Origin of the sequence: Kribbella sp. NBC_00662, assembly GCF_041430295.1 — a bacterium.
Taxonomy (GTDB): domain Bacteria; phylum Actinomycetota; class Actinomycetes; order Propionibacteriales; family Kribbellaceae; genus Kribbella.
On the sequence record NZ_CP109029.1, the window covers coordinates 5,574,807 to 5,599,421 of the forward strand.

Sequence of the window (24,615 nt, forward strand, 5' to 3'; positions counted from 1 at the left end):
CTCTAGTGTCGAAACCATGAGCGACTTCGCCGCTAGTGCTGTTCCGTTGCCAGGCGGTTATCAGGGCCAGACCTACGCGGTCAGTGCGGGCGGCGAGGACGCCGTACTGAAGCTGTATGTGAAGGACCCCGGGCGGGCCGCTGTGGACGCGGCGCTGCTCCAGCTGGTGCGTGGACTGCTTCCGGTGCCGCGAGTGCTCGACGTGAAGCGGGAGGGCTCGCCGGACGATCCGCCGTACCTGCTGACCGAGAGATTGCCCGGCGTGAACCTGGAGGTCTACCTGGCGACGGCCGGGGAGGACGAGCGGCGGTACGTCGGGGAGCAACTGGGGGAGCTGCTCGCGCGACTGAGCGGGATGCCGTTCCGCTCGTTCGGGCTGTTCCGCGACGGGGACCTCGGGATCGAACCGCTGCGCGGGGACCTCGAGCAGTACCTGGACAGCCTGGATCTCGACCTGACGCCGGCGCAGCGCGAGGGCCTGGGGAGCGTGTTCATGGACGCCGAGGACCTGCTGGCCGAGGGCGTCGACCGGTTCTGTCTCGTGCACAGCGACTTCAACCCGAAGAACCTGCTGGTCGACCCGGAGACGGTCCGGATCACCGGGCTGATCGACTGGGAGTTCGCCCACGCGGGCTCGCCGTACGCCGATCTGGGCAATCTGCTGCGGTTCTGCACGGATCCGGTGCTGGCCCGGCCGGTTCTCGAGGTTCTGCGGGGGAGCGGCCTGCTCGGCTCCGATCGCTTCGTCGATCTCGGCCGGGCGGCGGATCTGTGGGCGCTGCTGGATCTCGCCGGCCGTGCCGCGGAGCACGGGGTGGCCGCCGCGGCGCACCGGCTGGTCTTCCGAATGGCGGACACGGGAGACCTCTCCGCGGGCCGTCCGGACCTGGACGTCGTACTCTGAGGTCAATGGCATGTGGAGAGACCTCGGCAGGCGCTCGGTAGGCACCGGGTGCCCCAGGTTGTGCTGCCTTCGTGAAGACCGGTATTCTGTCAGATGCGCTATGGGCCCGCGCGACCTCGGACCGAGCAGGCTCGTGACTCGCAGCAGTCGGTGGTGAATCTGTCGTCTTCAGGCAATCCCGCGGTTTGGTGCGATCCAAAGGTTCATGACGCAACCGCACGACACCACCAGTCCACGGAGCAACCCACCACATGACGGCCAGCATCGAGGCTCCCCTCGACCCCGCAGTTCGCAGCACCCCGCAGGTAGCGGTCAATGACATCGGGTCGGAGGAAGACTTCCTCGCGGCGATCGATCAGACCATCAAGTACTTCAACGACGGCGACATCGTCGAGGGCACCATCGTCAAGGTCGACCGGGACGAGGTCCTGCTCGACATCGGTTACAAGACCGAAGGCGTGATCCCCTCCCGCGAGCTGTCGATCAAGCACGACGTCGACCCGAACGAGGTCGTCAACGTCGGCGATCACGTCGAGGCCCTGGTTCTCCAGAAGGAGGACAAGGAAGGCCGCCTGATCCTCTCGAAGAAGCGCGCCCAGTACGAGAAGGCCTGGGGCACGATCGAGAAGATCAAGGAAGAGGACGGCGTCGTCACCGGAACCGTCATCGAGGTCGTCAAGGGTGGACTCATCCTCGACATCGGCCTCCGCGGCTTCCTGCCGGCCTCGCTCGTCGAGATGCGCCGGGTCCGCGACCTCCAGCCGTACGTCGGCCAGGAGATCGAGGCCAAGATCATCGAGCTGGACAAGAACCGCAACAACGTGGTCCTGTCCCGCCGGGCGTGGCTGGAGCAGACGCAGTCCGAGGTGCGGATGAACTTCCTCACCCAGCTGCAGAAGGGCCAGATCCGCAAGGGTGTCGTCTCCTCGATCGTCAACTTCGGTGCGTTCGTGGACCTCGGCGGCGTCGACGGTCTGGTGCACGTCTCGGAGCTGTCCTGGAAGCACATCGACCACCCGACCGAGGTCGTCGAGGTCGGCCAGGAGGTCACCGTCGAGGTGCTGGACGTCGACATGGACCGCGAGCGTGTCTCGCTGTCGCTGAAGGCGACCCAGGAAGACCCGTGGCAGCAGTTCGCCCGGACCCACCAGATGGGCCAGATCGTGCCCGGCAAGGTCACCAAGCTGGTTCCGTTCGGTGCGTTCGTCCGCGTGGAGGAGGGCATCGAAGGTCTGGTGCACATCTCCGAGCTGGCGGAGCGGCACGTCGAGATCCCGGAGCAGGTCGTCCAGGTCAACGACGACGTCATGGTCAAGATCATCGACATCGACCTGGAGCGGCGCCGGATCTCGCTGTCGCTCAAGCAGGCCAACGAGGGTGTGGACCCGGTCTCGGACGACTTCGACCCGACGCTCTACGGCATGACGGCGACGTACGACGACCAGGGCAACTACATCTACCCCGAGGGCTTCGACCCGGAGACGGGCGAGTGGCTCGAGGGCTTCGACGCGCAGCGTGAGGAGTGGGAGCGGCAGTACGCCGAGGCCCACCAGCGCTGGGAGGCCCACAAGAAGCAGATCGAGGACGCCAAGACGGCGGACGTCGAGGCCGGCGAGGCATCGACGTACTCCTCGGCCGCTGCCCCGAAGGACGACGCTCCCGTAGAGGGCGCACTCGCTTCCGACGAGGCACTCCAGGCCCTCCGCGAAAAGCTGACCGGCCAGGGCTGATGAACTAGGTAGTACCCACGAAGCCCCCGCATCCTCCTTGGATGCGGGGGCTTCGTACGTTCTCAGAGTTGGGTGCCAGGCACCCAACTACCTCTCTCTTTGGTTTCAGTCGTAGGGGCGGCGGATGCGGGGTTTGCCCAGGTCGGTGCCCCATTGGCCGCGGCCTTCGCCTTTGAGGCGCATTTTCAGTTCCATTACGTGGGCTCGGGCGCCGCTGGCGGAGAAGAAGCCGATGCGGTAGGGCTCGTTCGGGGCGCCGGCTTCCCAGGCCGGGACCTGCTGCTCGCCGTAGCGGACCAGGCGGACCGGCGGGTCTTCGCCCGCCTGGATTCGGGCCGCGTCCTGGGCGCACGCAGGCACCTTCCGGGTGGGGCCGCTGCGTGGGGTCCAGACAACGTCCCGCGCGGCCGGACCGTGCTGCGGGTTGAAGAAGCACGGCGTACGGCGTTCCGGCAGCGGATCGCCCGCGACCCGGGCGCGTACGCACGCCAGCGCGTAGCGGCCCGCGGTCAGGGTGTCGACGATCGCACTGATCGCCTCGAACGAGCTGAGCCGATCCACCAGCCGCTCGGCGGTCTCGTACGCGTCCAGAGCGGTCTGGTAGTCGTGCCGCGTCTCCGCATCGAGCGTCGTACCCTCCAGCAGTTCACCGAGCCGAGCCAGCTCCTCCCCGAACTGGACGGCGTCCTCCTCGGCCATCACCCGGACGTGTCTCAGCTCCTGCGCGTCCTGACGCCGTCGCCACCACCCCATAAGCCATGCTAGGCCCGCCGATAGGCTGCTGGGGTGCTGAGAGTGGGACTGACTGGTGGGATCGGGGCCGGGAAGAGCGCGGTGTCGGCCCGGCTGGCCGAGCGGGGCGCGGTGGTGATCGACTCCGATGTACTGGCTCGGGAGGTGGTCGCGCGCGGGACCGACGGGCTGGACGAGGTGGTCGCCGCGTTCGGTCCCGGCGTACTGACCGGCGACGGTGACCTGGATCGGCCGGCGCTGGGCAAGATCGTGTTCGGCAACGAGACCGCACGGCGGAAGCTGGAGGCGATCATCCATCCGCGGGTCCGCGCCCGGGCCGCCGAGATCGAGCACCAGGCGCCGGCCGACGCGATCGTCGTACACGACATCCCGCTGCTGGTAGAGACCGGTCAGGCCGGCAAGTTCGACGTCGTTCTCGTGGTCGACGTACCGGTTGGGTTGCAGGTCGACCGGCTGACGTCGCAGCGCGGCATGACTGACGCGGAAGCGAAACAGCGGATCGCGAGCCAGGCGGCCCGGGAGGACCGGCTGGCGGCCGCCGACGTGGTGGTCGACAACTCCGGCAGCCTGGCCGACCTGGACCACCGGATCGACCAGGTGTGGGAACAACTCACAGGCCACGGTCCGGACACGAAAAGGTGACCCTCGCGCGGTAAATGATGAATCCCTGACCGGCTGTACGAGAATCTGTCCCGGTCCGGCCCGGGGTGACTCCTGCAGGCCGGCCACCGACGGCGCGCCCCGCGCCGGTCCGGACGTCCGAAGTAGGGAGGATGGCGTGGTGTGTCCGCGCTGCAGCTCTGACGTCCCCGAGGTCTCGCATTTCTGCCACCACTGTGGCAACGACATGCGTACCGGGGATGCCGAGCGCAAGAAGGCGTACGCCGCCAGACCTGATGAACCGGTGGCGTCGTTCAAACTGGTCTCGACGATCATGCCGCAGGGATCCGGCCAGCAGCCGTACACCTACAAGGTCGCGCTGGGCATCGCCCTGCTGCTGACCGTGGTGACGGCCGCGCTCGGCGCGCTGCCGGTGGCGATCATGATCGCGGCCTTCGCCATCCCGATCGTCTACATCATCTACTTGTACGACGTGAACCTCTGGGAGGACGAGCCGATCCCGGTGGTCGCCGCGGCCTTCGTGCTGACCGGCGTCCTCGCGGCAGTCTTCACCTGGCTGTGGAAGGACAAGCTGGCGCTCTCGCTGGACACGATCGGCGGCAACAGTGCCGGTCCGTCCGGGCGGGACCTGCTGATCCTGCTGCTGCTGGTGCCGGTGGTGTCGGAGCTGATCCGGCAGATCGGCCCGCTCTACCTGGCCTCGCGGCCGCGGTACGACGACCTGATGGACGGCTTCACCTTCGGTGTGGTGGCCGGTGTCGGGTACGCCTGCTTCGAGACGCTGGTGCTGCACTGGGGCTGGATCAGCGGCGGCTTCGCCGGTCCGGGCAGCAGTGCGGGCACGTGGATCTCGATCGTGCTGCTGCACGGCTTCATCAAGCCGCTGGTGTACGGCTCGGCGACCGGTCTCGCCGGTGCGGAGTTCTCCGGCCTCGGCGAGGGGTACGACGGGTTCACGCCTCGCTGGGTGGGCGGTCTGCTCCAGGCGATGGCGGTCAACGCGCTCTTCCAGGGCGGTGTCTACCTGCTCGGATTCGTCGGCGGACACGGCTCGACGATCGGTTCGATCCTCGGTGTGGTCTGGGGCCTGCTGCTGCTCGGCGCGCTGATCATCCGGGTGCGGACCGTGCTCCACAAGGGCCTGCTCGAGGCTGCGCTCGAGTCGGCCGCGCGGGGCGGTTCCAACCACGCGTCGGGCGACCTGGCGTTCTGCTCGCGCTGTGAGATGCCGCTGCTCCCGCAGTCCGACTTCTGCTCCGCCTGTGGCAACTCGGTGCGATCCGTGCCGAAGTCCGCCCGCGGGGTAACCGCACCGACCGCCGCGACGACTGGGGAGACGCAGGCATGAGCAACCAGCAGCCGCCGTACGGCGGTGGCCAGGGCAACCAGCAGCCGTACGGAGGCCAGCCGGGCCAGCCCGGTGGGCAGCCTGGCGGGCAGCCTGGTTACGGTCAGCAGCCCGGGTACGGGCAGCCGCCGCAAGGCCAGCCTGGTTACGGGCAGCCGCCGCAAGGCCAGCCTGGCTACGGGCAGCAGCCGCCGCCTGGCTACGGACGTCCGCAGCAGGCGCCGCCGCCGGGCTACGGTCAGCCCGGCCAGCAGCCCGGTCAGGCGCCGTACCCGCAGCAGGGGCAGCCGCCGCAGGGGCAGCCGACCTTCCCGGGACAGCAGCAGTACCAACAGCAGCGGGGCTACCCGGGCCAGCAGCAGTACCCGGGTCAGCAGCAGTACCCCGGGCAGCAGCAGTGGGGCGGCTACAACCAGCAGCCGCGGCGCAAGGGCGGTGGCAGCAAGACGCTGCTGATCGCCGGCGGTGCGTTCGCCGTGGTCGCGGTCATCGGCGTCGTACTGGCGTTCGTCTTCAAGGGCGGCGACGACGAGAAGGCCGATCCGAGCCCGACCCCGACGTCCCAGCCGACGACCGGCCAGAGCACCGAGCCGACGAACGTCGACGAGGGCATCGAGGTCTCGCAGGGCGTGTACGTGAAGCCCCAGCCGGGTTACATCCGCAAGAGCCTGAGCGGCTTCGACGGCGTGTACCTGCTGAAGCAGGGCGAGGCGTACTTCATGGTGGACGCGTGGAAGGCCGGCGCCGGTGAGAACACCGACACCGTGCTGCCCAAGCTGCTGAACGCCGAGATCAAGGACCTGTCCTCGGTCAAGACCGGCGACCCGAAGGTGACCAAGCCCGGTCCGGACGACAAGACCCCGGTCAAGGTCGTCACCACCCAGAACTTCGACGCGATCTCGAGCAGCCAGAACGGCAGCATCCCGGTGGTCGGGTTCGTCGGCGTGATCGAGCGCAACGACGGCGTGATCACGATCGTCCGGGTGTATGGGCGCAAGGACAAGGTCGCCTCCATCCAGCCGGACTCCACGGCGATGCTGCGGTCGGTGGTCAAGAGTCAGTGAGCGGAAAGCGCGACAAGGGTTCCAGCAGCAACCCCTGGGTCAACCAGCCCGGGCCGGAAGCGGACGACGTCGAGCCGGAGGAACAGCTCCCGCCGTCGCCCTGGAACCTCGAGGTGCCACCACCGCCGTCGCCCTGGGGCGACGGCGGTGCACCCGGTCCTGGACCGGGTCCGGCCACGGAGACGTCGTCGGCATGGGGTGAGAACGTCGGCCCGCCGTCGCTGCGGCGCCCGCCGCCGGAGAAGAAGGGCTTCCGGATCCCGCCGCTGCTGATCCCGGTCGGTGCCGGCCTGATCGTGGTCGCGCTGGTGGCCGTCGCGCTGGTCCTGCTGTCCGGTGGCGGCGACGACAAGGCCGATCCGACGCCGAGTACGCCGGTGGGCACGCCGACCGCGCCGAAGTCGTCGTACCAGCCGCCGCCGAACGCGATCCCGGTCGGGTTCGGTGTCTCGATCGTCCCGGTGCAGGGATGGAGCCTGTTCACCAAGGAGACGCGGGGCAAGCAGCTCGCGACGTACCCGCCGAACGACAACGTGCACGCGCGGGCGTTCCTGTGGGTGCGCCAGAAGCAGAACGTCACCGCGAACGCGTATCTGCTCGGCATCGTCGAGGGCGAGACCGAGGAAGAGGTCGCGCAGCTCGGAAACGTACGGAACCTGCCGTGCCCGAAGGACGTCTTGGTGGAGTGCGTCGCGATCGACTACACCTCCACGGCCAAGGAGAACGGCGTGGACGTGAAGGTCCAGGGCTCGGTCGAGGTGTACCGGCGCAAGGACAACGTGGTCACCGCACTGGACTTCCGGACCCGGGTCGACTTCGCCCAGAAGGCCGAGGCGGACGCCGCGATCATGAAGAAGTCCGTGATCGACAGCCTGTGACGAACGACCGGAACTACCGCGAGGAAACACTATGAGTCAGCAGTACGGTCCGCCCCCGGGCCCGCCGCCCGCCCCTGCTCCCGCTCCTGGTGGTTGGGGCACCGCTCCGCAGGGCGGTACGGCGCAGGGTGGCTGGGGACCGACCGGCGTGGGTGGTCCTGGTGGTGGCGGTCCTGCTCGCGGTGGGTGGGGGCCGGGGCCGCAGCGGCCGCACCAACCGCCGAAGTCGAACCGTACGGCGTGGATCATCATGGCCGGCGCGATCGTCGCCGTACTCCTGGTTGCGACCGGTGTCGTGCTGCTGGTGAACGGCAGCGGTAAGGACAAGCCGGCGAGTCAGCAGACGCCGGACCCGGTCGGGACGCTCTACACGCCGTCGCCCACTCCGACGCCGAACGACTCCAAGGGACCGAACGACGCCGGTGTCGAGGTCGGCTGGGGGATCTGGTTCACCCCGTCGAAGGGCTGGCTGAAGTCCCCGGACAAGACGTACGCGGGGCAGAACTGGATCCTGCAGCAGTTCAGCGCACGCGGGCTGATCGACGGGTACTACTGGGTCCGCCAGACCGAGCTGTACAACGCCCAGACCTTCGCCGAGCACCTGGTCGATGTCGAGTCGAACAGTATGCAAGGTGTCAAGATCGGGACCGGGGTCGCGTGCAAGCCCGCCAACCCGAACATCAAGGCCTGCTACGCGCTGTCGTACACCGGCGTCTGGGTCGGCAAGACCGGCGCGAAGATCGCGATGAAGGGCTTCGTCACGGCGTACCAGGACAAGTTCGACCGTGTCACCGCCACCGACGCCGCTCTCGAATCGCGCGTCTACCAGCGCCGGGTCAACGAGCTCATCTACATGAACAACAGCGTCGTCAAGAGCTTCTGACCTGGGGTTTTTAGAAACTGTCGGAGCGGGGCCGTACGGTGGAGGGCATGAGACAGGTCTCGGATCTTCAGCGTATGGTCGCGCCGTTGAAGGTGGTGTCCGACTTCGAGCCGGCGGGTGACCAGCCGGCCGCGATCGCGGACCTGGAGCGCCGGATCAACGCCGGCGAGCAGGACGTCGTACTGCTGGGTGCTACCGGTACCGGTAAGACCGCGACCGTCGCCTGGCTGGCCGAGAAGATCCAGCGCCCGATGCTGATCCTCCAGCCGAACAAGACCCTCGCCGCCCAGTTCGCGAACGAGTTGCGCCAGTTCTTCCCCGCCAACGCCGTCGAGTACTTCGTGTCGTACTACGACTACTACCAGCCCGAGGCGTATGTACCGCAGACGGACACCTACATCGAGAAGGACTCCTCGATCAACGAGGAGGTCGAGCGGCTCCGCCACTCCGCGACCTGGTCACTGCTGACCCGGCGCGACGTGGTCGTGGTCGCGACCGTGTCCTGCATCTACGGCCTGGGCTCCGCCGACGAGTACCTGAACCGGATGATCCACGTGAAGGTCGGCGCCGAGATGGACCGCGACGGCCTGCTCCGCAAGCTCGTCGGCGTGCAGTATGCGCGCAACGACCTGGCCGGCACCCGCGGCACGTTCCGGGTCCGCGGCGACACGCTCGAGGTCTTCCCGGTGTACCAGGAGCTCGCCGTCCGGGTGGAGTTCTTCGGTGACGAGATCGAGCGCGTGATGACGCTGCACCCGCTGACCGGCGAGGTGATCAGCGAGGAGGACGAGGTCTACATCGGCGCCGCCACGCACTACGTGACCGCGCCGGAGCGGATGGAGCGCGCGATCACCTCGATCGAGGCCGAGCTCGAGGAGCGGCTGGCCGAGCTCGAGCGCAACGGTCAGCTGCTGGAAGCACAGCGGCTCCGGATGCGGACGACGTACGACATCGAGATGATGCGCCAGATCGGGACCTGCTCGGGCATCGAGAACTACTCGCGGCACACCGACGGACGTGAGGCCGGGACGGCGCCGCACTGTCTGCTCGACTACTTCCCCGAGGACTTCCTGCTGGTCATCGACGAGTCGCACGTGACCGTCCCGCAGATCGGCGGGATGTACGAGGGCGACATGTCCCGCAAGCGGACCCTGGTCGAGCACGGCTTCCGGCTGCCGTCGGCGATGGACAACCGGCCGCTGCGCTGGGAGGAGTTCCTCGAGCGGATCGGCCAGACCGTCTACCTGTCCGCGACCCCGGGGCAGTACGAGCAGGACAAGTCCGACGGGTTCGTCGAGCAGATCATCCGGCCGACCGGTCTGGTCGACCCCGAGGTGATCGTGAAGCCGACCAAGGGCCAGATCGACGACCTGATCCACGAGATCCGGATCCGCGTCGAGCGGAACGAGCGGGTACTGGTCACCACGCTGACCAAGAAGATGTCCGAGGACCTGACCGACTACCTGCTCGAGATGGGCATCCGGACGAGGTATCTGCACAGCGAGGTCGACACGCTCCGCCGGGTCGAGCTGCTGCGCGAGCTGCGCATGGGTGAGTACGACGTGCTCGTCGGCATCAACCTGCTGCGTGAGGGCCTCGACCTGCCGGAGGTGTCGCTGGTCGCGATCCTGGACGCCGACAAGGAAGGCTTCCTGCGGTCGGGCCGGTCGCTGATCCAGACCATCGGCCGTGCGGCGCGAAACGTCTCCGGCCAGGTGTTCATGTATGCCGACAAGATCACCCCGTCGATGGAGCAGGCGATCGACGAGACCAACCGGCGGCGCGCGAAGCAGATCGCGTACAACGAGTCGCACGGGGTCGACCCGCAGCCGCTGCGGAAGAAGATCGCCGACATCACCGACATGCTGGCCCGTGAGGACGCCGACACCGCCGAGTTGCTGGGCTCCGGCCGTACGCAGTCCCGCGGCAAGGCACCCGTGCCCGGTGGCGGCAAGGCGAAGGCCGGCGAGAAGGCGAAGGAACTGGCCGGCGGTCTGCCGTCGTCCGACCTGGCCGATCTGATCCAGCAGCTCACCGACCAGATGCACAACGCCGCCGCCGAGCTCCAGTTCGAGGTCGCCGCCCGCTACCGCGACGAGATCTCCGAACTGAAGAAGGAGCTCCGCCAGATGACCAACGCCGGCGCCAAGTAGCCCCGGACCGTCGTACGCCGGCTCTCTCAGCTCCGGCGTACGACGGTGTGGCGCGGCGTCTCGTCCACGGTCAGGGTGAAGATGTCCGGCCGCGCGTAGTGCCCGACCGAGTCGAAGTCGAAGTAGCCGCGATCGAGTTCGGCGAGGTCCAGCTCCGCGAGCAGGACGCCTTCCGTGCCGCGGAGCGGGCCGGCCAGGATCTCGCCCAGCGGGGAGATGATCGTGCTGCCGCCGTTGATGAGAACGGTATTGCCATCGGTCAGGTACTGGTTCGCGCTGATGACGAAGCATCGGCCTTCGAGTGCGATGTGGCGCATGGTTGCCTGCCACTGGTCGCGGTCGTCGACCGTCGGTGCGCACCAGATCTGCACACCTTTGGCGTACATCGACTGCCGGAACAGCGGCATGTAGTTCTCCCAGCAGATCGCCGCCCCGAGGACGCCGAGGTCTGTCTCGACGGCAGGCATCGTCGAGCCGTCGCCCTGTCCCCACAGATACCGCTCGGCCGCGGTCGGCATCAGCTTGCGGTGATGCGCCACCAACCCGTCTCGCGGGTCGACGAACACGGCCGTGCAATAGAGCGTCCCGCCATCGCGTTCGATCACCCCGGCGACCAGATGCACGTCGAGCTCGGTCGCCAGCTCGGCCAGTCGTGCGATCTCCGGCCCGTGCAGTTGCACGGCGGCCTCGCGGTACCGCCGGAACAGCTCGCGTCCCTCGGGAGATCGCGACCCGACGGTGATCCCGAAGTCGGCGCCTTTCGGGTAGCCGCCGAGGAACGCCTCCGGCAGCACGATCAACCGAGCGCCGGCCGCCGCGGCCTCCCGGATGTACTGCTCAGCCTTCACCAGCGTCGCGGGTGTGTCGAAGAGCGTGGATCCGGCTTGGACCGCAGCAACCACCACAGATGCCATGCTCCGCAGCGTACGACGGCGGTACGGTGAAGCATGCTGGATCATGTGTCGGTGCAGTGCGAGGTCGTTTCTCACAGCTGACGGAGGCCTGCGGTGGCGCGGATGAACGGGGACGAACTCCTCGAGTACTGCCTGGGCAAGCCCGGCGCGTGGCAGGACGAGCCGTGGGACGGGGACGTGGTCGCGAAGGTGGGCGACAAGATCTTCGCGTTCCTGGGCAGTGGCAGCGGGGTCGGCCTGAAGTGCGGGGCCGACCGGGAAGAGGCCGACGAGTTGGTGGACACCTACCCGGACGACGTCAGCAAGATGGCCTACATCGGGCGCTCCGGCTGGAACTCCGTGCGGCTCGGGGGAGCGGTGCCCGACGACGAGATCCTCGAACTGATCGACGCGTCGTACGAGACGATCGTCGCGAAGCTGCCGAAGAGCAGGCGGCCCGCAGTCCGCGAGTGATCACTCACCGCAACTATTCCCTGGACCGGCTGTGATCATTTCGACGGTCCGACACGGTGTCGGGGATTTGGTGACTGGGGTGTTCACCCGTCACAATGATGGTGGAGAAGGGGAGTATTCCTTCGCGGCGGCATCGTCATCACGGTCAAGGGCTTGTGCCCCGCGCCCGGTGCCCTCGGCTGGACTCACTGATTGAGTGCAGCGGAAGAGACCTTCGGAGTCGATATTTCATCTGAGCTCCGGAGGGTTCTGTGCACGTAGCTGACTACGTTTGGTACATCACCGTCGGCGTGCTGCTCGCGCTGCTGACGTTCGACGTCTTCGTCATCGGCCGTCGCCCGCACGAGCCGAGCACCCGCGAGTCGGCGACCGCGATCGCGTTCTACGTCGGTCTGGCCGTGGTCTTCGGCCTCGGCGTCTGGTTCTTCTCCGGCGGGCAGTACGCCGGGGAGTTCTTCGCCGGCTGGCTCACCGAGTACAGCCTGAGCGTCGACAACCTGTTCATCTTCCTGATCATCATGAGCAGATTCGCCGTGCCGAGGAAGTACCAGCAGACCGCGCTGCTGGTCGGCATCATCCTGGCGCTGGTGTTCCGCGGCATCTTCATCGCGGTCGGCGCCGCCGCGATCAACCAGTTCTCCTGGGTCTTCTACATCTTCGGCGCGTTCCTGGTCTACACCGCGATCCACCTGGCCAAGCAGGGTGAGAACGACGATGACGACTTCAAGGAGAACGCGGTCATCCGGTTCGCGAAGAAGCGGCTGAATGCGACCGACGAGTACAACGGCGTGAAGCTCACGCTGAAGAAGAACGGTAAGCGGCTCGTCACTCCGATGGCGATCGTGATCATTGCCCTCGGCACCACTGACCTGCTGTTCGCGCTGGACTCGATCCCGGCGATCTACGGGCTCACGCAGGAGCCGTTCCTGGTCTTCACGGCGAACGTGTTCGCGTTGATGGGTCTGCGGCAACTGTACTTCCTGCTCGGGGATCTGCTGAAGCGGCTGGTGTATCTGTCGCTCGGTCTGTCGGTGGTGCTCGCGTTCATCGGCGTGAAGCTGGTGCTGCACGCGATGCACGTGAACGAACTCCCGTTCATCAACGGCGGCCACCACATCGACTGGGCTCCGGAGATCCCGATCTGGTTCTCCCTCGGCTTCATCATCGTCACGCTGGGCATCACCACGGCGCTGAGCCTGCGCAAGTCCCGCACCATCGAGGCGGAGGAGCCGGCCGCAGAGCAGCCGGAGCTGCACCACAAAGAGTCCTGAAACGTACGTCGCCCCGGATCGGCAAGCGATCCGGGGCGACGTGCGTCTGTTAGAAGCGGGCCGCGGTGACGAGGGTGGAGCGGCGGTCGTCGGTGAGGGGGCCGTTTTCCAGGCGTTTGCCGGTTTCTGAGGCGTGGAGCATGCCTTCGGGGGAGACGAAGCCGACGTGGTGGATCTGCTTGCCGGGGCGGCCGAAGAAGTAGAGGTCGCCGGGCTGGGCCTCGTCGATCGGGATGTTCGGCAGCGTGTCGGCCTGGTCGTGCGCGTCCCGCGGCGTCCGCATCCCGAGCACCCGGCTGACCGTATGGACCAGCCCGGAGCAGTCGAGCCCGTGCGCCGACGTACCGCCCCACAGGTACTCCAGCCCGAGGAACAGCTCACCGAGTCGCAGCCGGTCCTCCGGCCCCGACGGCTCCAGCACAGACCGCAGTGCGTCGTCCGCCAGCCAGCCGGACCCACCGTCGGGCGTAGCGACCCGCGTGTACCCGTCGGCCTTCTCCACCGACGCCAGCACCGTCGCGAACGACAGCTCCGCCAGCGGGCTACCACCGGGCTCGGCCAGCAGCGATGCCGTCGGTACGTCGATAGCAACCGGATCGGTCGCGCTCTGCGGCAGTTCACCCAGGTGGCTCGACGGAACCCAGCCCGGATACCCCAGCTCGTCCTGCGACGAGGGCTGCCACGGCGCGAGGATCTCGGACCAGCCGTCGCGCTCCGTCCGCACCAGCACGGGCTCGGCGAACAGCAGCTGGGTCAGGGTCCGGCCGTGCAGGCCCAGCCGGGTCTCGGTGTCCATCGACTTGGCCCAGGCGGCCACATCGGGTTGTACTGCGGTCGCCGGTGCGTCGATGTCACGCGGCGCGTCCGGCGCGGTCCAGACCGTGCTGATCGGGACCTTGGTAGCGGCTAACTTCATGCGGTCAAGCCTGTCACGCCGAGTCCAGGAGCAGAAGGCAGGTGGATCAGCGAGCCGTCGTACCGGATCCCGCCGGCCACCGGCGCCTCCCGCAGCCACCAGGCGGCGTCCAGGTCGTTGACCGCGGTCGTCGGGTACGCCGACACCAGCGCGGCCGCCGCGCCGACGCCGACGTGGCTCTCCATCATGCAGCCGACGATCGCGCCCAGCCCGTGCTCACGAGCCAGCTCCAGCAGCGTCCGCGCCGGCGCCAGCCCACCGCACTTCGCCAGCTTCACGTTCACCAGATCAGCCGCACCCTGCCGGATCACGGCGACCAGATCGCGTACGCCGAACACCGACTCGTCGGCGAGGATCGGCGTACTGACCCGGTCGGTCACCCACGCCATCCCGTCGAGGTCTGCCGCGGCGACCGGCTGCTCGACCAGTTCGATCGCGCACCCGGCATCCTCCAGCGCCCGGATCACCGTGACCGCATCGCGCCGCGTCCACCCCTGGTTGGCATCCAGCCGCAGCCGAGGCTCCGGCCCGATCGCATCGCGCACCCGCCGGACCCGCTCGATGTCGCCGACCGCGTCCGTGCCGACCTTGACCTTGAGTACGTCGAACCCGTCCGCGACCCGATCCCGCCCCGCGGCCGCCAGCGCTGCCGCATCCCCGACCGACAACGTCACATCGGTCCGTACGACGTCGACCGTCGATCCGAGGAACCCGTGCAGCGTCTGACCGCGCCGCCGCGCAGCGAGGTCGTGCAGTGCGACGTCGATCGCGTCCTTCGCGCCGAAGTTGCCGACCGCCGCCCCCTGCACCCGCCGCAGGGCCTCGGTCAGATCGGCCGGACCGAGCCCGTCGAGCGCGGTCGTGATCGGGCCTTCGATACACGCCTGCGACCCGGCGAGCGAGTCGCCGGTCACCTTCCACACCTGCGGCGCCTCGCCCCAGCCACTCAGCTCGCCGTCACTTACCTCGACGAGCAGCGACTCGACATGGGTCGCCGTACGCAACGCGGTGATGAACGGCGTGTGCAGCGGCGCCGACACCCGATGGGTCGTGATCTTCACCGCACGGCTCCGAGGTCGTGTCTGTTGTTCCAGCCTTCCAGGGCGATCGCCGCGATCAGCTTCTGCGCGTCGGCATCCGGCAACTCCGACGTCGTACAGACCACCAGCACGAACGGGTCCGCGTCGTCCGGCCGCACGATCCCGCCGTCGTGCCGGATCCGCGTGTCCCAGCCGTTCTTGTGCTCGACCCGCGTCCCCGGCGGCAGCAGCGCCGGGATCTCGCCGTTCCACTGGTTGCCGGCCAGCAGGTCGCGCAGGTAGTCGCCGGAGGCACCTTTCTGGTTGCCGACAGCAACGAGTACGCCGGCGAGGCCGGCCGGGCTCATCAGGTTGCTGATCCCGGCGCGCTGCGCGGGACCGTCGTCGATACCGCGCTGGATCTTCGACGCGGGGGAGGGCGAGCTGGGCAGCGTCGCCTCGCTGAGGGCTGCGTGGGCCGCCGGGATCCCGACCTGTTCGAGCACGAGATCGGTCGCCAGGTTGCTGGAGCGGGTGATCATCTCGGTCGCGAGCCAGCCGAGCGGCACCTCGGCGCCCAGCTTCTCCCAGGTCGCCGGCGCCTCGTCCTCGTTCGCGTTCACAGCGAACCGGCCGCTGCCCGCCGAGGCGAAGTCGTTGTGCACGGTCACCGGCTGGTCGAGCGCGAGCTCACCCGCCTCGACCTTGCGCATCATCGCCATCGCCACCGGCAGTTTCATCGTGCTGGCCGAGTAGTGCGGCCGCTCCGCCTCGTGCTCGAACACCGGTACGCCGTCCAGCCGGCCAAGCCACACCCCGAACTCTCCGCTCCCGTCGACCCCCTGGAGCAGCTCCGCGATTCCCATGCCGTCACCCAATCACAGGCAGCCACCTGGCAGACTGCTGAGGGTGCGCCCGACGAACCCCCGCCGCCCCTACCCGGGCACGTCGCGGGCTCTGGGGATTCTTCTCGGGTTCGCCGCAGATCGTCTGCTCGGCGATCCCCGCCGGTTCCACCCGGTCGCCGGCTTCGGCCAGACCGCGGCCCGGGTCGAGCGCCGCCTGTACGCCGACTCCCGCCGCGCAGGAACGGCCCACACAGCGATCCTCGTCGGCTCCACCACACTCCTGGGTGTCGCCATCGAGCGACTGACCCGCAAGCATCCGATCCTCTACACAGCAGCCACCGCCGCGGCAACGTGGACCGTGCTCGGTGCCCGCAGCCTCGAACGCGAAGCCGAGACGATGGCTGCGCTCCTCGAGGAGAAGGACATCCCAGCAGCTCGCGACCGCCTCAGCCACCTGTGCGCCCGCGACGCGACGTACCTGGAGGCGGACGAGCTGGCCCGCGCAACGGTCGAGTCGATCGCCGAGAACACCTCGGACGCCTGCGTGGCGCCGCTCCTCTGGGGCGGAGTCCTCGGCATCCCCGGACTCCTCGGGTACCGCGCAGCGAACACCTTGGATGCGATGGTCGGCTACAGGTCGCCGAAGTACCAGAACTTCGGTTGGGCGTCGGCGCGCCTGGACGACTTGGTGAACCTCGTGCCGGCGCGTGTCTGCGCGATGCTGACCGGCGTTGCGGCCGCCCGGCCGCGTGAGGCAATAGCTGTCTGGAAGCGGGACGCGGCCAAGCACCCGAGTCCGAACGCCGGCCCGGTCGAGGCGTCCTTCGCGGGCGCGCTCGACCTCACGCTCGGCGGGACGAACGACTACGGCAGCTACCAGGAGGACCGCGGCACGCTGGGTGATGGGCCCGCTCCGGCTGTCGCCGACGTCCGGCGGACGGCCGCGCTGGCCCGCCGGGTCGGCGTAGCTACAGCAGGCGTCGCCGCCCTCGCAGCTCTCCTCGGCCGAACACCGCGCGGCATGAAGAAGGGGTACACATGGGGCTGAGCCACCGGCCGGTGCGGATCGCGTTGATCCGGCATGGGGAGTCCGAGGCGAATCTGGACAAGACGGTTTACGAGCGCATCCCGGACCACGCCGTACCTCTGACGCCGCATGGGCACGAGCAGGCGGCGAAGGCGGGTAAGGACCTGCGTGAGCTGTTCGAGAACGAGCCGGTGCGGGTGTACGTCTCGCCGTACCTGCGGGCGCGGCAGACGCTGGACTCGCTCGGGCTGGACGATCTGATCGAGCTTCCGCGCGAGGAGCCGCGGCTGCGCGAGCAGGACTGGGACAACCTGCAGGACACTGCAGACATCGAGCGCCAGGAGAAGCTGCGAGACTCGTTCGGGCACTTCTTCTACCGGTTCACCCACGGTGAGTCGGGTGCGGACGTGTACGACCGGGTCTCGACGTTCCTGGAGACGATGCACCGCGACTTCGAGCAGCCGGACGCGCCGCGGAACGTGCTGCTGGTTTCGCACGGGCTGACCATGCGGTTGTTCTGCACGCGCTGGTTCCACTGGTCGGTCCGGTTCTTCGAGTCGCTGCGCAATCCTGGTAACGCGGAAACACGCGTCCTGCTGCGGCAACCGGATTTCCGGTACAAGCTGGACCGGCCGTTCGAACAGTGGACGCCTTACGAACCGACGGAACGGGAGCGATCGGCATGGTTGTAGCGCAGACGCGGGACACGGTCCTCGAACTGCTGGCGAGCCTGACGCCGGCCCAGCTCGAGAAGATCCGGGCCCCGTTCGACATTCCGGACCACCAGCAGTGGACGTACCTGCCGGGTCCGGTGCCGGGGCTGGCACTGACCGAGCTGAACCCGACCCAGCAGAAGCTGGTGGAGCGTCTGGTCGCGACCGGTTGCAGCGACCGCGGTGCGGCCGATGTCTGGGCGGTCCTGGACGCGGAGGTCGTCGTACGCGAGCTGCCGGATCTGCCGCCGTCGGGGGAGTGGGAGGGCGCGACGGTCGCCGACCGGTACTTCCTCCGGGTGCTCGGCGACCCGAACGGGACCGATCCGTGGGCGTGGCGGCTGAACGGTCACCACCTCGCGCTGCACGTCACGCTCGTCGACGGGGCGATCGCGTTCACCCCGCAGTTCATCGGGTCGAACCCGGCCGAGGTCCGCAGCGGCCCGAAGGCCGGACGGCGGTTCCTGGCCGCGGAGCAGGACCTGGGCTTCCAGCTCCTGCACGCGCTCGAGCCGGGTCAGCTGGCCACGGCTCTGGTCTCCGACGAGGCGCCGGACGACATCCTGACCCGCCACGACCCGGTCGCCGACGCGTCGTTGCTGCACCGCGGCCTGGCATACGGCGACATGAACGAGGACCAGCGCCAGCTCCTCAGCCTCCTCATCGGCCAGTACGTCGGACGCGCCGCCGGGCCGATCGGGTTGCAGACCTGGCAGGACATCACCGAGCACGGCATCGAGCGGTTGACGTTCGCGTGGGCCGGTGAGACCGAGCCCGGCATCGGGCACCGGCACTACTACTCGATCGCCGGCCCGAGCTTCCTGGCCGAGTACGACAACACCCAGGACAACGCCAATCACATCCACTCGGTCTGGCGCGACCTCCGCAACGACTGGGGCACCGACCTCCTCGCCGCGCACTACGCGATGCACCGCTGACGGAGCGCGCGGCGAGGAACGCTCAGTGGTGCCGGGGCTGGAACTCGTGGCCGATCGTCCACGAGGCGGTGCGGTGACCGAGCCGGTTCGCGTCGGTCATCGCCTTCCGGAAGTGGAAGCCGAGCCAGATCCTCGCGTTCATGGTCTCCGCGTCGAGCGCCGCGGCGCTGTCGAAGTGCCGCGAAGCAGTGGACACCAAGGCGGGGATGTCCAGATCGAGCGACCGGGCGCCGAACAGGTAGCTGAAGGTCCCGGTTGCCGCGCCGGTGATCGATGCATGCCCGCTGACGTAGTCCGGATAGGGCGGCGTCTGCAGCAGTGACATCCAGTTCGGGTCGGCTTCGGTGGCCCGGTTCCCGTCGGTTCCGGCCAGCCGTACGGCGGTGATCGGACGCCAGTAGGCGTAGTCGTACTTGGCCCGCCAGCAGGCGATCAGCGCATCGGCCATGCTCGTGCTGAGCAGCGCGAACGCGCGGGCGCTGTCGACGATGTCCATCCCGCGCTCGGTGACCTGGCTCCGGAGCGCCGTCTGGTACTGCAGTACGGCGTTCGCGTTCCAGAAGAGCGCGGTCTCGGTCTGCGCCGGCGTCCGCGCGGATCCGACGAGCGCACCCATCGACTTCACCTCGGCGAAGTCGCGGGCATAGGCCTTCGACGTGATCGGGTCGGGGCCGGGCAGCCGGAACTGCGTCGGCGATCGAAGCGCCAGCGGTACGACGAACCCGAGCCACGGGGCGAGCATCGGCGCCAAGGCGTCGGGTGTCGGGCGCCAGACTCCGGGCGCGGGCGTCACCGTCAGCTGGATGTTCGCGCCTCGGCCGTCCTTGGCCCGCGCCTGGATCAGCGTCTGCGCAGCGTGCCGGCCGACCTCGGTTCCCCGTGACTTGGCGCGACCGTCCGGGATCGTGCCGAGCGACGCGGCGTAGTCGGTGGCGAGGTTCGTGGCCGAGGCCGGGAAGTAGTACCGCAGTACCTCGTACGCCGCGGTCGCGGCAGCTGCCTCCGAGGACGCCTTAGCGCGGACCTTGGGCTGCTTCAGGTACGGCTGGTAGCGGCCTTCGATCGCGACCACCGCGTCGTAAACGGCCAGCGACACGAAGCCGTAGTACAGGCTCCCGACCGGGACCGGGGTGGCGTTCTCGGCGTAGATCGTCCGGCCGGCGATGGTGTTCCACTGGGTGATCACCGCCGGACCGGCCCGGACGCCGCCGGCCTGGCTCGGTGCGGCGACCAGGGCAGGAGTGATGAGGCCGGCGGTCAGTACGACGACCAGAAGTCTCCAGGCCTTCAAGCGCATGATTTCTCCTTCAGCTCAGGTGGAACGGATCGGCCTGTGCTGAAGAAGACGTTGTCGTGCGACGCCGGAGGGCGTCCGCAGTACAAACCCTGTGATTCCGCCCTATACCAATGCAACGCGCGGGTCAACGCGACAACGTGCGACGACTTCCACACCGGGTACGCCGGGGCCGTCGGCTAGAGTCGGGCCGTCAATCGACGGCATCAGCAGGAACCCGGTGTGAGTCCGGGACGGTCCCGCCACTGTGACCCGTGAAGGGGAGTCAGGAACTGCCGCCGTCGTACCTGGAGTCGGGGCGTGGATACCCCGGGAAGGACTACGCGCGTGGCTGCGAATCTTCTGCTGTTGTCGACTGCCGACACCGATCTGCTGGCTGCTGCGGAGGCCGGTGCGGGGTGGGCAGTGGCCAACCCCGCCCGGCTCGAGCCGGCCGACCTGAGCCCGCTGCTGGATGCCGCCGAGGTGGTCGTGGTCCGGCTCCTCGGTGGTCGTCGGGCCTGGGAGGAGGGCCTCGACGCGGTCCTCGCGTCCGGCAAGCCGGCGGTTGTGGTCAGCGGCGAGGCCGCGCCCGACGCCGAGCTGATGTCGTTGTCGACCGTGCCCGCCGGTGCGGTCACCGAGGCGCTCGCGTACCTGCGTGAGGGCGGCGCCGACAACCTGCGCAACCTGGCCGGCTTCCTCCGGGACACGCTGTTGCTGACCGGCGACGAGTTCGACCCGCCGCGCGCACTCCCGGCGTACGGCCTGCGCGGTACGTACGTCGAGGACGAGCGGCCCGTGGTCGGGATCGTGTACTACCGCGCGCACGAGATCTCCGGCAACACCGCCTTCGTCGATGCGCTCGCGGATGCGGTGGTCGAGGCCGGCGCGCAACCACTTCCGGTGTACTGCGGAACGCTGCGCGGACTCGATCCGGCCGAGAACGTCGGGCTGTTCGATCTGCTGCGGAAGTGCGACGTACTCGTGACGACCCTGCTCGCGGCCGGTGGAGCGGTGGCCGCGAATGCGAGCGCGGGCGGTGCTGACGACGCGTGGGACGCCGGTGCGCTGGCGTCGCTCGACATCCCGTTGATCCAGGGGCTCGCGCTGACGTCGACCCGCGAGCAGTGGGTGGAGAGCGACGCCGCGGTCAGCCCGCTGGATGCGGCGACGCAGGTCGCGATCCCGGAGTTCGACGGGCGGCTGATCACGATCCCGTTCTCGTTCAAGTCGTACGACGCCGACGGGCTGGCGCGGTACATGCCGGATGCCGAGCGGTGTGCGCGGCTGGCCGGGATCGCAGTGGCGCATGCCCGGTTGCGGCACGTGCCGGCGGCCGAGAAGCGGATCGCGCTGGTGCTGTCGTCGTACCCGACGAAGCACGCGCGGATCGGAAACGCGGTCGGTCTGGACACGCCCGCGTCGGCGGTCGTTCTGCTCGGACAGCTGGAAGCGGCCGGGTACGACCTCGGCGGGCTCGACCTCAGTGAGCTCCAGGGGGCGGACGGCGCCGACGGACTGATCCACCGCTTGATCGCGGCGGGTGGGCACGACGTCGACTGGCTGACCGACGAGCAGCTGGCGAACGCGGTCGCCAAGATTCCGCTGTCCACCTACGCCACCTGGTTCGGCCGGGTGCCGGAGTCGTTGCGCACAGCAATGATCGATGCATGGGGCGAGGCGCCCGGCGAGTTGTACGTCGACACGTCAGGTGACGAGCCGGCGATCGCGCTGGCCGCGTTGCAGTTCGGGAACGTCGTGCTGATGATCCAGCCGCCGCGCGGCTTCGGCGAGAACCCGGTCGCGATCTACCACGATCCGGACATGGCGCCGTCGCACCACTATCTGGCGGCGTACCGCTGGCTCGAGGCGTCGCGCGACGAGGGCGGCTTCGGCGCGCAGGCCGTCGTACATCTCGGCAAGCACGGGACGCTGGAGTGGCTGCCGGGCAAGGGGATCGGGATGGCGGCCGACTGCGCGCCGGACGCGGTGCTCGGAAACCTGCCGATGGTGTACCCGTTCATCGTCAACGACCCGGGCGAGGGGACGCAGGCGAAGCGGCGGGCGCACGCGACCGTCGTCGACCACTTGGTGCCGCCGATGGCACGGGCCGAGACGTACGGCGATATGGCGAAGCTCGAGTACCTGCTCGACGAGTACGCGACCGTGTCCGCGCTGGACCCGGACAAGGTGCCGACGTTGCGGGCGCAGATCTGGACGCTGATCCAGGCAGCCCAACTGCACCACGATCTGCACACGTCGGAGAAGCCGGACGACGAGGAGTTCGACGAGTTCGTCCTGCACCTGGACGGCTACCTGTGCGAGATCAAGGACGTGCAGATCCGCGACGGGTTGCACATTCTCGGCGGGGCACCGGTCGGCGAGGCGCGGGTGAACCTGGTGCTCGCAGTACTGCGGGCACGGCAGCTGTGGGGTGGTACGTACTCGATCCCGGGGTTGCGGACGGCGCTCGGCGAGACCTTCGGGGTCGACGAGGCGGCCATGCTCGCCGACCCCGGGCGGCCTGTGCCGGAGCTGGCGGACCTGGCGACGCTCGCCGACCTGCCGGCGGTGAGCGGCGCCGACGGCGTCGATCTGCTGGAGGCGGTCGCGCGGAAGCTTGTCGTCGGGATGGAGACGATGAGCTGGGACGCGACGAAGGTGCCGGTTGTGGTCGCCGAGGTGTTGGCCCGCGACTCCGAGCAAGTGGTGCAGTCGTTGACGTTTGCGGCTGAGGAGGTTGTGCCGCGGCTCGCCCGGACCGGTGACGAGTTGTCCAACGTGGTCCGGGCACTCGACGGACGCTTCATCGAGGCAGGTCCATCGGGGTCGCCGACGCGTGGTCTCGTGAACGTGCTGCCGACCGGCCGCAACTTCTACGCGGTCGACCCGAAGGCGATTCCGAGCCGGAACGCGTGGGACGTCGGTGTCGCGCTCGCCGATTCGCTCCTCGCCCGGCACCGCACCGAGACGGGGGAGTGGCCGCGGTCGGTCGGGCTGACGATCTGGGGTACGTCGGCCATGCGGACCCAGGGCGACGACCTGGCCGAGGTGCTGTGGCTGCTCGGCTGCCGGCCGGTCTGGGACGAGGCGTCGCGGCGGGTGACGAGCTTCGAGGTGGTCGGGCTCGAGGAGCTCGGCCGGCCGCGGATCGATGTGACGATCCGGATCTCCGGGTTCTTCCGGGACGCGTTCCCGCACGTGGTCGCGTTGCTCGACGAGGCCGTGCGTACGGTGGCCGCCCTGGACGAGTCCGACGACGACAACTATCTGCGCGCGCACGTCTCAGCGGATGTTGCTGCAGGCAACGACATGAGGCAGTCGACGGCGCGGGTCTTCGGCTCCAAGCCCGGTTCGTACGGCGCCGGTCTGCTGCCGCTCGTCGACGCGCGCAACTGGCGCACCGACGCCGAGCTGGCCGAGGTGTACGCCGTCTGGGGCGGGTACGCGTACGGCAAGGACCTCGACGGCGCGGAGGCCCGCGGCTCGATGGAGCGCGCGTACGCCCGGATCCAGGTCGCGGCGAAGAACGCGGACACCCGCGAGCACGACATCATGGACTCCGACGACTACTTCCAGTACCACGGCGGCATGATCGCGATGGTCCGCCACCTGACCGGCTCCAACCCGAAGGCGTACGTCGGCGACTCCGCCGTACCGGCGCAGGTGAAGACCCGGACGCTGGAGGAGGAGGCGAAGCGGGTCTTCCGCGCCCGGGTGGTGAACCCGCGGTGGATGTCCGCGATGCGGCGGCACGGGTACAAGGGCGCGTTCGAGATGGCGGCGACGGTCGACTACCTCTTCGGGTACGACGCGACCGCGGGCGTGGTCGACGACTGGATGTACGAGACGCTGACCACGGAGTACGTCAAGGATCCGGAGATGGCGGAATTCTTCCGCAAGTCCAACCCGTGGGCGCGGCACGGGATCGCGGAACGGCTGCTGGAGGCGGCGCAGCGCGGGTTGTGGGCGGAGCCGTCGGCCGAGGCATTGGAGACGCTGCGCAGCGCAGTCCTTGAGACGGAGGGTGACATCGAGGATCGCGGCTGATTGGGTGGAGGCATGCCCGCTGAGCAGCTACGAGTCCTGATCACCAACGACGACGGCTATCTCGCACCGGGGATCCGGGCGCTCGCGCCGGCGATCGCCGAGCTCGGGTACGACGTACTCGTGGTCGCACCGCTGCTGGACGAGAGCGGCGTCGGATCCGCCCGGGCCGGGATGGTCGGGCGGCCGATCCGGACCGAGTCCGACGTGGAGAACGGGGTCACGTTCACCGGGATCGAGGGGACGCCTGCGCTCGCGGTGACGCTGGCCAACGTCGGGGCGTTCGGCCGGGCGCCGGACCTGGTCCTGTCCGGGATCAACCGCGGGCACAACATCGGCGTACCGATCTTCCACTCGGGGACGGTGGCCGCGGCACTGACGGCGGCCGGCCAGGGTACGTCGGCCGTTGCCGTCAGCATCGACTCGGAGACCCCGGGTCACTGGCCGACCGCGGCGACGATCGCCGCCGAGGCCCTCGGCTGGATCGTCGACGAGCCGGCCGGGACGGTCCTGACGATCAACGTCCCCGATCGGCCGCTCGATCAGCTCTCCGGCGTACGACACGCCTCGCTGGCGCCGATCAAGCGCTCACGCATCGTCGGCACAACCGCTCCGACCGGCGAGCCGGTGATCGAACTCGAACCCCCGCGCGCCAACCCGGTCCCCGACTCCGACGAGGCCCTCCTCGCCGCCGGTTTCGTCACCGTGACCCCGATCGTCGGCATCCGCGAGGTGAAGGACGACGCCGCCGCCACCGCACTGGCGAAACGCCTGACCTCAGGCTGAGCCGGCTCGCTCCTGAGGGGGTAGGCCGCAGATCTGAGGGGGAATGCCTGATGCCGGGGGAGTCGCCCCAGGG

At 68.7% G+C, this 24,615-nt stretch carries 21 protein-coding genes and 1 riboswitch; of the genes, 15 read left to right on the forward strand and 6 right to left on the reverse strand.

The genetic code is table 11. The features are described 5' to 3' along the window. The first annotated feature begins 16 nt into the window (after window positions 1-16). On the forward strand, window positions 17-904 hold the full coding sequence (locus OHA10_RS27780) for a phosphotransferase family protein (RefSeq protein ID WP_371401694.1): 888 nt from the start codon (window positions 17-19) through the stop codon (window positions 902-904). Between the two features lie 251 nt (window positions 905-1,155). Further along, the gene (gene rpsA / locus OHA10_RS27785; protein ID WP_371401695.1) at window positions 1,156-2,634 is read left to right on the forward strand and encodes a 30S ribosomal protein S1; all 1,479 of its coding nucleotides are present in this window, start codon (window positions 1,156-1,158) and stop codon (window positions 2,632-2,634) included. 105 nt (window positions 2,635-2,739) lie between these two features. Here rpsA and OHA10_RS27790 read toward each other — a convergent pair whose 3' ends face one another. Then, window positions 2,740-3,387, reverse strand: a complete 648-nt coding sequence (locus OHA10_RS27790; RefSeq protein WP_371401696.1) for a hypothetical protein — start codon at window positions 3,385-3,387, stop codon at window positions 2,740-2,742. Between the two features lie 33 nt (window positions 3,388-3,420). Between OHA10_RS27790 and coaE the strand changes: the two genes are divergently transcribed. The 6 genes from coaE (at window position 3,421) to uvrB (ending at window position 10,334) form a co-directional block, all read left to right on the forward strand. Further along, entirely contained in the window at window positions 3,421-4,029 is a 609-nt protein-coding gene (coaE, locus tag OHA10_RS27795; RefSeq protein ID WP_371401697.1) for a dephospho-CoA kinase, read from the forward strand. A gap of 205 nt (window positions 4,030-4,234) precedes the next feature. Next, window positions 4,235-5,356 carry a PrsW family glutamic-type intramembrane protease gene (locus tag OHA10_RS27800; protein WP_371401698.1) on the forward strand — a complete coding sequence of 374 codons (1,122 nt, stop codon included), beginning with the start codon at window positions 4,235-4,237 and terminating at the stop codon, window positions 5,354-5,356. Then, entirely contained in the window at window positions 5,353-6,420 is a 1,068-nt protein-coding gene (locus OHA10_RS27805) for a hypothetical protein (RefSeq protein ID WP_371401699.1), read from the forward strand. The genes OHA10_RS27800 and OHA10_RS27805 overlap by 4 nt, the downstream gene beginning before the upstream one ends. After that, window positions 6,417-7,298 carry a hypothetical protein gene (locus OHA10_RS27810; protein ID WP_371401700.1) on the forward strand — a complete coding sequence of 294 codons (882 nt, stop codon included), beginning with the start codon at window positions 6,417-6,419 and terminating at the stop codon, window positions 7,296-7,298. Before OHA10_RS27805 ends, OHA10_RS27810 begins: the two co-directional genes overlap by 4 nt. Window positions 7,299-7,329: 31 nt before the next feature. Beyond that, window positions 7,330-8,181, forward strand: coding sequence for a hypothetical protein (locus OHA10_RS27815; RefSeq protein WP_371401701.1), 852 nt, complete (start codon window positions 7,330-7,332; stop codon window positions 8,179-8,181). Window positions 8,182-8,228: 47 nt separating this feature from the next. Beyond that, window positions 8,229-10,334, forward strand: coding sequence for an excinuclease ABC subunit UvrB (uvrB, locus tag OHA10_RS27820; protein ID WP_371401702.1), 2,106 nt, complete (start codon window positions 8,229-8,231; stop codon window positions 10,332-10,334). Window positions 10,335-10,360: 26 nt separating this feature from the next. Here uvrB and OHA10_RS27825 read toward each other — a convergent pair whose 3' ends face one another. Then, complete coding sequence (locus OHA10_RS27825; protein ID WP_371401703.1) at window positions 10,361-11,248, reverse strand: nitrilase-related carbon-nitrogen hydrolase; 888 nt, start codon at window positions 11,246-11,248, stop codon at window positions 10,361-10,363. Between the two features lie 102 nt (window positions 11,249-11,350). Between OHA10_RS27825 and OHA10_RS27830 the strand changes: the two genes are divergently transcribed. Both OHA10_RS27830 and OHA10_RS27835 read left to right on the forward strand, forming a co-directional pair. Further along, window positions 11,351-11,701 carry an MmcQ/YjbR family DNA-binding protein gene (locus OHA10_RS27830; protein WP_371401704.1) on the forward strand — a complete coding sequence of 117 codons (351 nt, stop codon included), beginning with the start codon at window positions 11,351-11,353 and terminating at the stop codon, window positions 11,699-11,701. 251 nt (window positions 11,702-11,952) lie between these two features. Then, on the forward strand, window positions 11,953-12,972 hold the full coding sequence (locus OHA10_RS27835; protein ID WP_371401705.1) for a TerC family protein: 1,020 nt from the start codon (window positions 11,953-11,955) through the stop codon (window positions 12,970-12,972). A gap of 49 nt (window positions 12,973-13,021) precedes the next feature. On the opposite strand, the gene OHA10_RS27840 is transcribed toward OHA10_RS27835, so the two are convergent. Genes OHA10_RS27840 through OHA10_RS27850 form a run of 3 tightly spaced genes read right to left on the reverse strand, consistent with a single transcriptional unit; the run spans window position 13,022 to window position 15,773 of the window. Continuing rightward, window positions 13,022-13,888 (reverse strand): NlpC/P60 family protein, encoded by an 867-nt coding sequence (locus tag OHA10_RS27840; protein ID WP_371401706.1) that lies wholly within the window; start codon window positions 13,886-13,888, stop codon window positions 13,022-13,024. Continuing rightward, window positions 13,885-14,949, reverse strand: coding sequence for a mandelate racemase/muconate lactonizing enzyme family protein (locus OHA10_RS27845; protein ID WP_371401707.1), 1,065 nt, complete (start codon window positions 14,947-14,949; stop codon window positions 13,885-13,887). The genes OHA10_RS27840 and OHA10_RS27845 overlap by 4 nt, the downstream gene beginning before the upstream one ends. After that, the gene (locus OHA10_RS27850) at window positions 14,946-15,773 is read right to left on the reverse strand and encodes a serine hydrolase (protein WP_371401708.1); all 828 of its coding nucleotides are present in this window, start codon (window positions 15,771-15,773) and stop codon (window positions 14,946-14,948) included. The genes OHA10_RS27845 and OHA10_RS27850 overlap by 4 nt, the downstream gene beginning before the upstream one ends. A 43-nt stretch (window positions 15,774-15,816) precedes the next feature. Between OHA10_RS27850 and OHA10_RS27855 the strand changes: the two genes are divergently transcribed. The 3 genes from OHA10_RS27855 to OHA10_RS27865 are packed head-to-tail and all read left to right on the forward strand — an operon-like array spanning window position 15,817 to window position 18,433. Beyond that, window positions 15,817-16,803 carry a cobalamin biosynthesis protein gene (locus OHA10_RS27855; protein ID WP_371401709.1) on the forward strand — a complete coding sequence of 329 codons (987 nt, stop codon included), beginning with the start codon at window positions 15,817-15,819 and terminating at the stop codon, window positions 16,801-16,803. Beyond that, entirely contained in the window at window positions 16,794-17,474 is a 681-nt protein-coding gene (locus OHA10_RS27860; RefSeq protein WP_371401710.1) for a phosphoglycerate mutase family protein, read from the forward strand. Before OHA10_RS27855 ends, OHA10_RS27860 begins: the two co-directional genes overlap by 10 nt. Continuing rightward, window positions 17,465-18,433, forward strand: coding sequence for a DUF3500 domain-containing protein (locus tag OHA10_RS27865; RefSeq protein ID WP_371401711.1), 969 nt, complete (start codon window positions 17,465-17,467; stop codon window positions 18,431-18,433). Before OHA10_RS27860 ends, OHA10_RS27865 begins: the two co-directional genes overlap by 10 nt. A 22-nt stretch (window positions 18,434-18,455) precedes the next feature. Here OHA10_RS27865 and OHA10_RS27870 read toward each other — a convergent pair whose 3' ends face one another. Beyond that, window positions 18,456-19,730: a vanadium-dependent haloperoxidase gene (locus OHA10_RS27870; protein ID WP_371401712.1), complete on the reverse strand. Its 1,275-nt coding sequence runs from the start codon at window positions 19,728-19,730 to the stop codon at window positions 18,456-18,458. Window positions 19,731-19,896: 166 nt separating this feature from the next. After that, window positions 19,897-20,022: riboswitch (cobalamin riboswitch) on the forward strand. Window positions 20,023-20,054: 32 nt separating this feature from the next. Between OHA10_RS27870 and cobN the strand changes: the two genes are divergently transcribed. Continuing rightward, the gene (cobN, locus tag OHA10_RS27875) at window positions 20,055-23,759 is read left to right on the forward strand and encodes a cobaltochelatase subunit CobN (RefSeq protein WP_371401713.1); all 3,705 of its coding nucleotides are present in this window, start codon (window positions 20,055-20,057) and stop codon (window positions 23,757-23,759) included. Window positions 23,760-23,771: 12 nt separating this feature from the next. Further along, window positions 23,772-24,542, forward strand: coding sequence for a 5'/3'-nucleotidase SurE (gene surE, locus OHA10_RS27880; RefSeq protein ID WP_371401714.1), 771 nt, complete (start codon window positions 23,772-23,774; stop codon window positions 24,540-24,542). Window positions 24,543-24,615 lie beyond the last annotated feature (73 nt).

Excerpts from the sequence above, each read along its gene's own strand:
- OHA10_RS27780 (WP_371401694.1), top strand. The coding sequence starts at position 17 with ATGAGCGACTTCGCCGCTAGTGCTGTTCCGTTGCCAGGCGGTTATCAG.
- OHA10_RS27870 (WP_371401712.1), bottom strand. The coding sequence starts at position 19,730 with ATGCGCTTGAAGGCCTGGAGACTTCTGGTCGTCGTACTGACCGCCGGC.
- surE (WP_371401714.1), top strand. The coding sequence starts at position 23,772 with ATGCCCGCTGAGCAGCTACGAGTCCTGATCACCAACGACGACGGCTAT.
- OHA10_RS27790 (WP_371401696.1), bottom strand. The coding sequence starts at position 3,387 with ATGGGGTGGTGGCGACGGCGTCAGGACGCGCAGGAGCTGAGACACGTC.
- OHA10_RS27860 (WP_371401710.1), top strand. The coding sequence starts at position 16,794 with ATGGGGCTGAGCCACCGGCCGGTGCGGATCGCGTTGATCCGGCATGGG.
- OHA10_RS27805 (WP_371401699.1), top strand. The coding sequence starts at position 5,353 with ATGAGCAACCAGCAGCCGCCGTACGGCGGTGGCCAGGGCAACCAGCAG.
- OHA10_RS27865 (WP_371401711.1), top strand. The coding sequence starts at position 17,465 with ATGGTTGTAGCGCAGACGCGGGACACGGTCCTCGAACTGCTGGCGAGC.
- OHA10_RS27800 (WP_371401698.1), top strand. The coding sequence starts at position 4,235 with ATGCGTACCGGGGATGCCGAGCGCAAGAAGGCGTACGCCGCCAGACCT.
- OHA10_RS27850 (WP_371401708.1), bottom strand. The coding sequence starts at position 15,773 with ATGGGAATCGCGGAGCTGCTCCAGGGGGTCGACGGGAGCGGAGAGTTC.
- uvrB (WP_371401702.1), top strand. The coding sequence starts at position 8,229 with ATGAGACAGGTCTCGGATCTTCAGCGTATGGTCGCGCCGTTGAAGGTG.
- OHA10_RS27840 (WP_371401706.1), bottom strand. The coding sequence starts at position 13,888 with ATGAAGTTAGCCGCTACCAAGGTCCCGATCAGCACGGTCTGGACCGCG.
- OHA10_RS27825 (WP_371401703.1), bottom strand. The coding sequence starts at position 11,248 with ATGGCATCTGTGGTGGTTGCTGCGGTCCAAGCCGGATCCACGCTCTTC.
- OHA10_RS27830 (WP_371401704.1), top strand. The coding sequence starts at position 11,351 with ATGAACGGGGACGAACTCCTCGAGTACTGCCTGGGCAAGCCCGGCGCG.
- OHA10_RS27815 (WP_371401701.1), top strand. The coding sequence starts at position 7,330 with ATGAGTCAGCAGTACGGTCCGCCCCCGGGCCCGCCGCCCGCCCCTGCT.
- rpsA (WP_371401695.1), top strand. The coding sequence starts at position 1,156 with ATGACGGCCAGCATCGAGGCTCCCCTCGACCCCGCAGTTCGCAGCACC.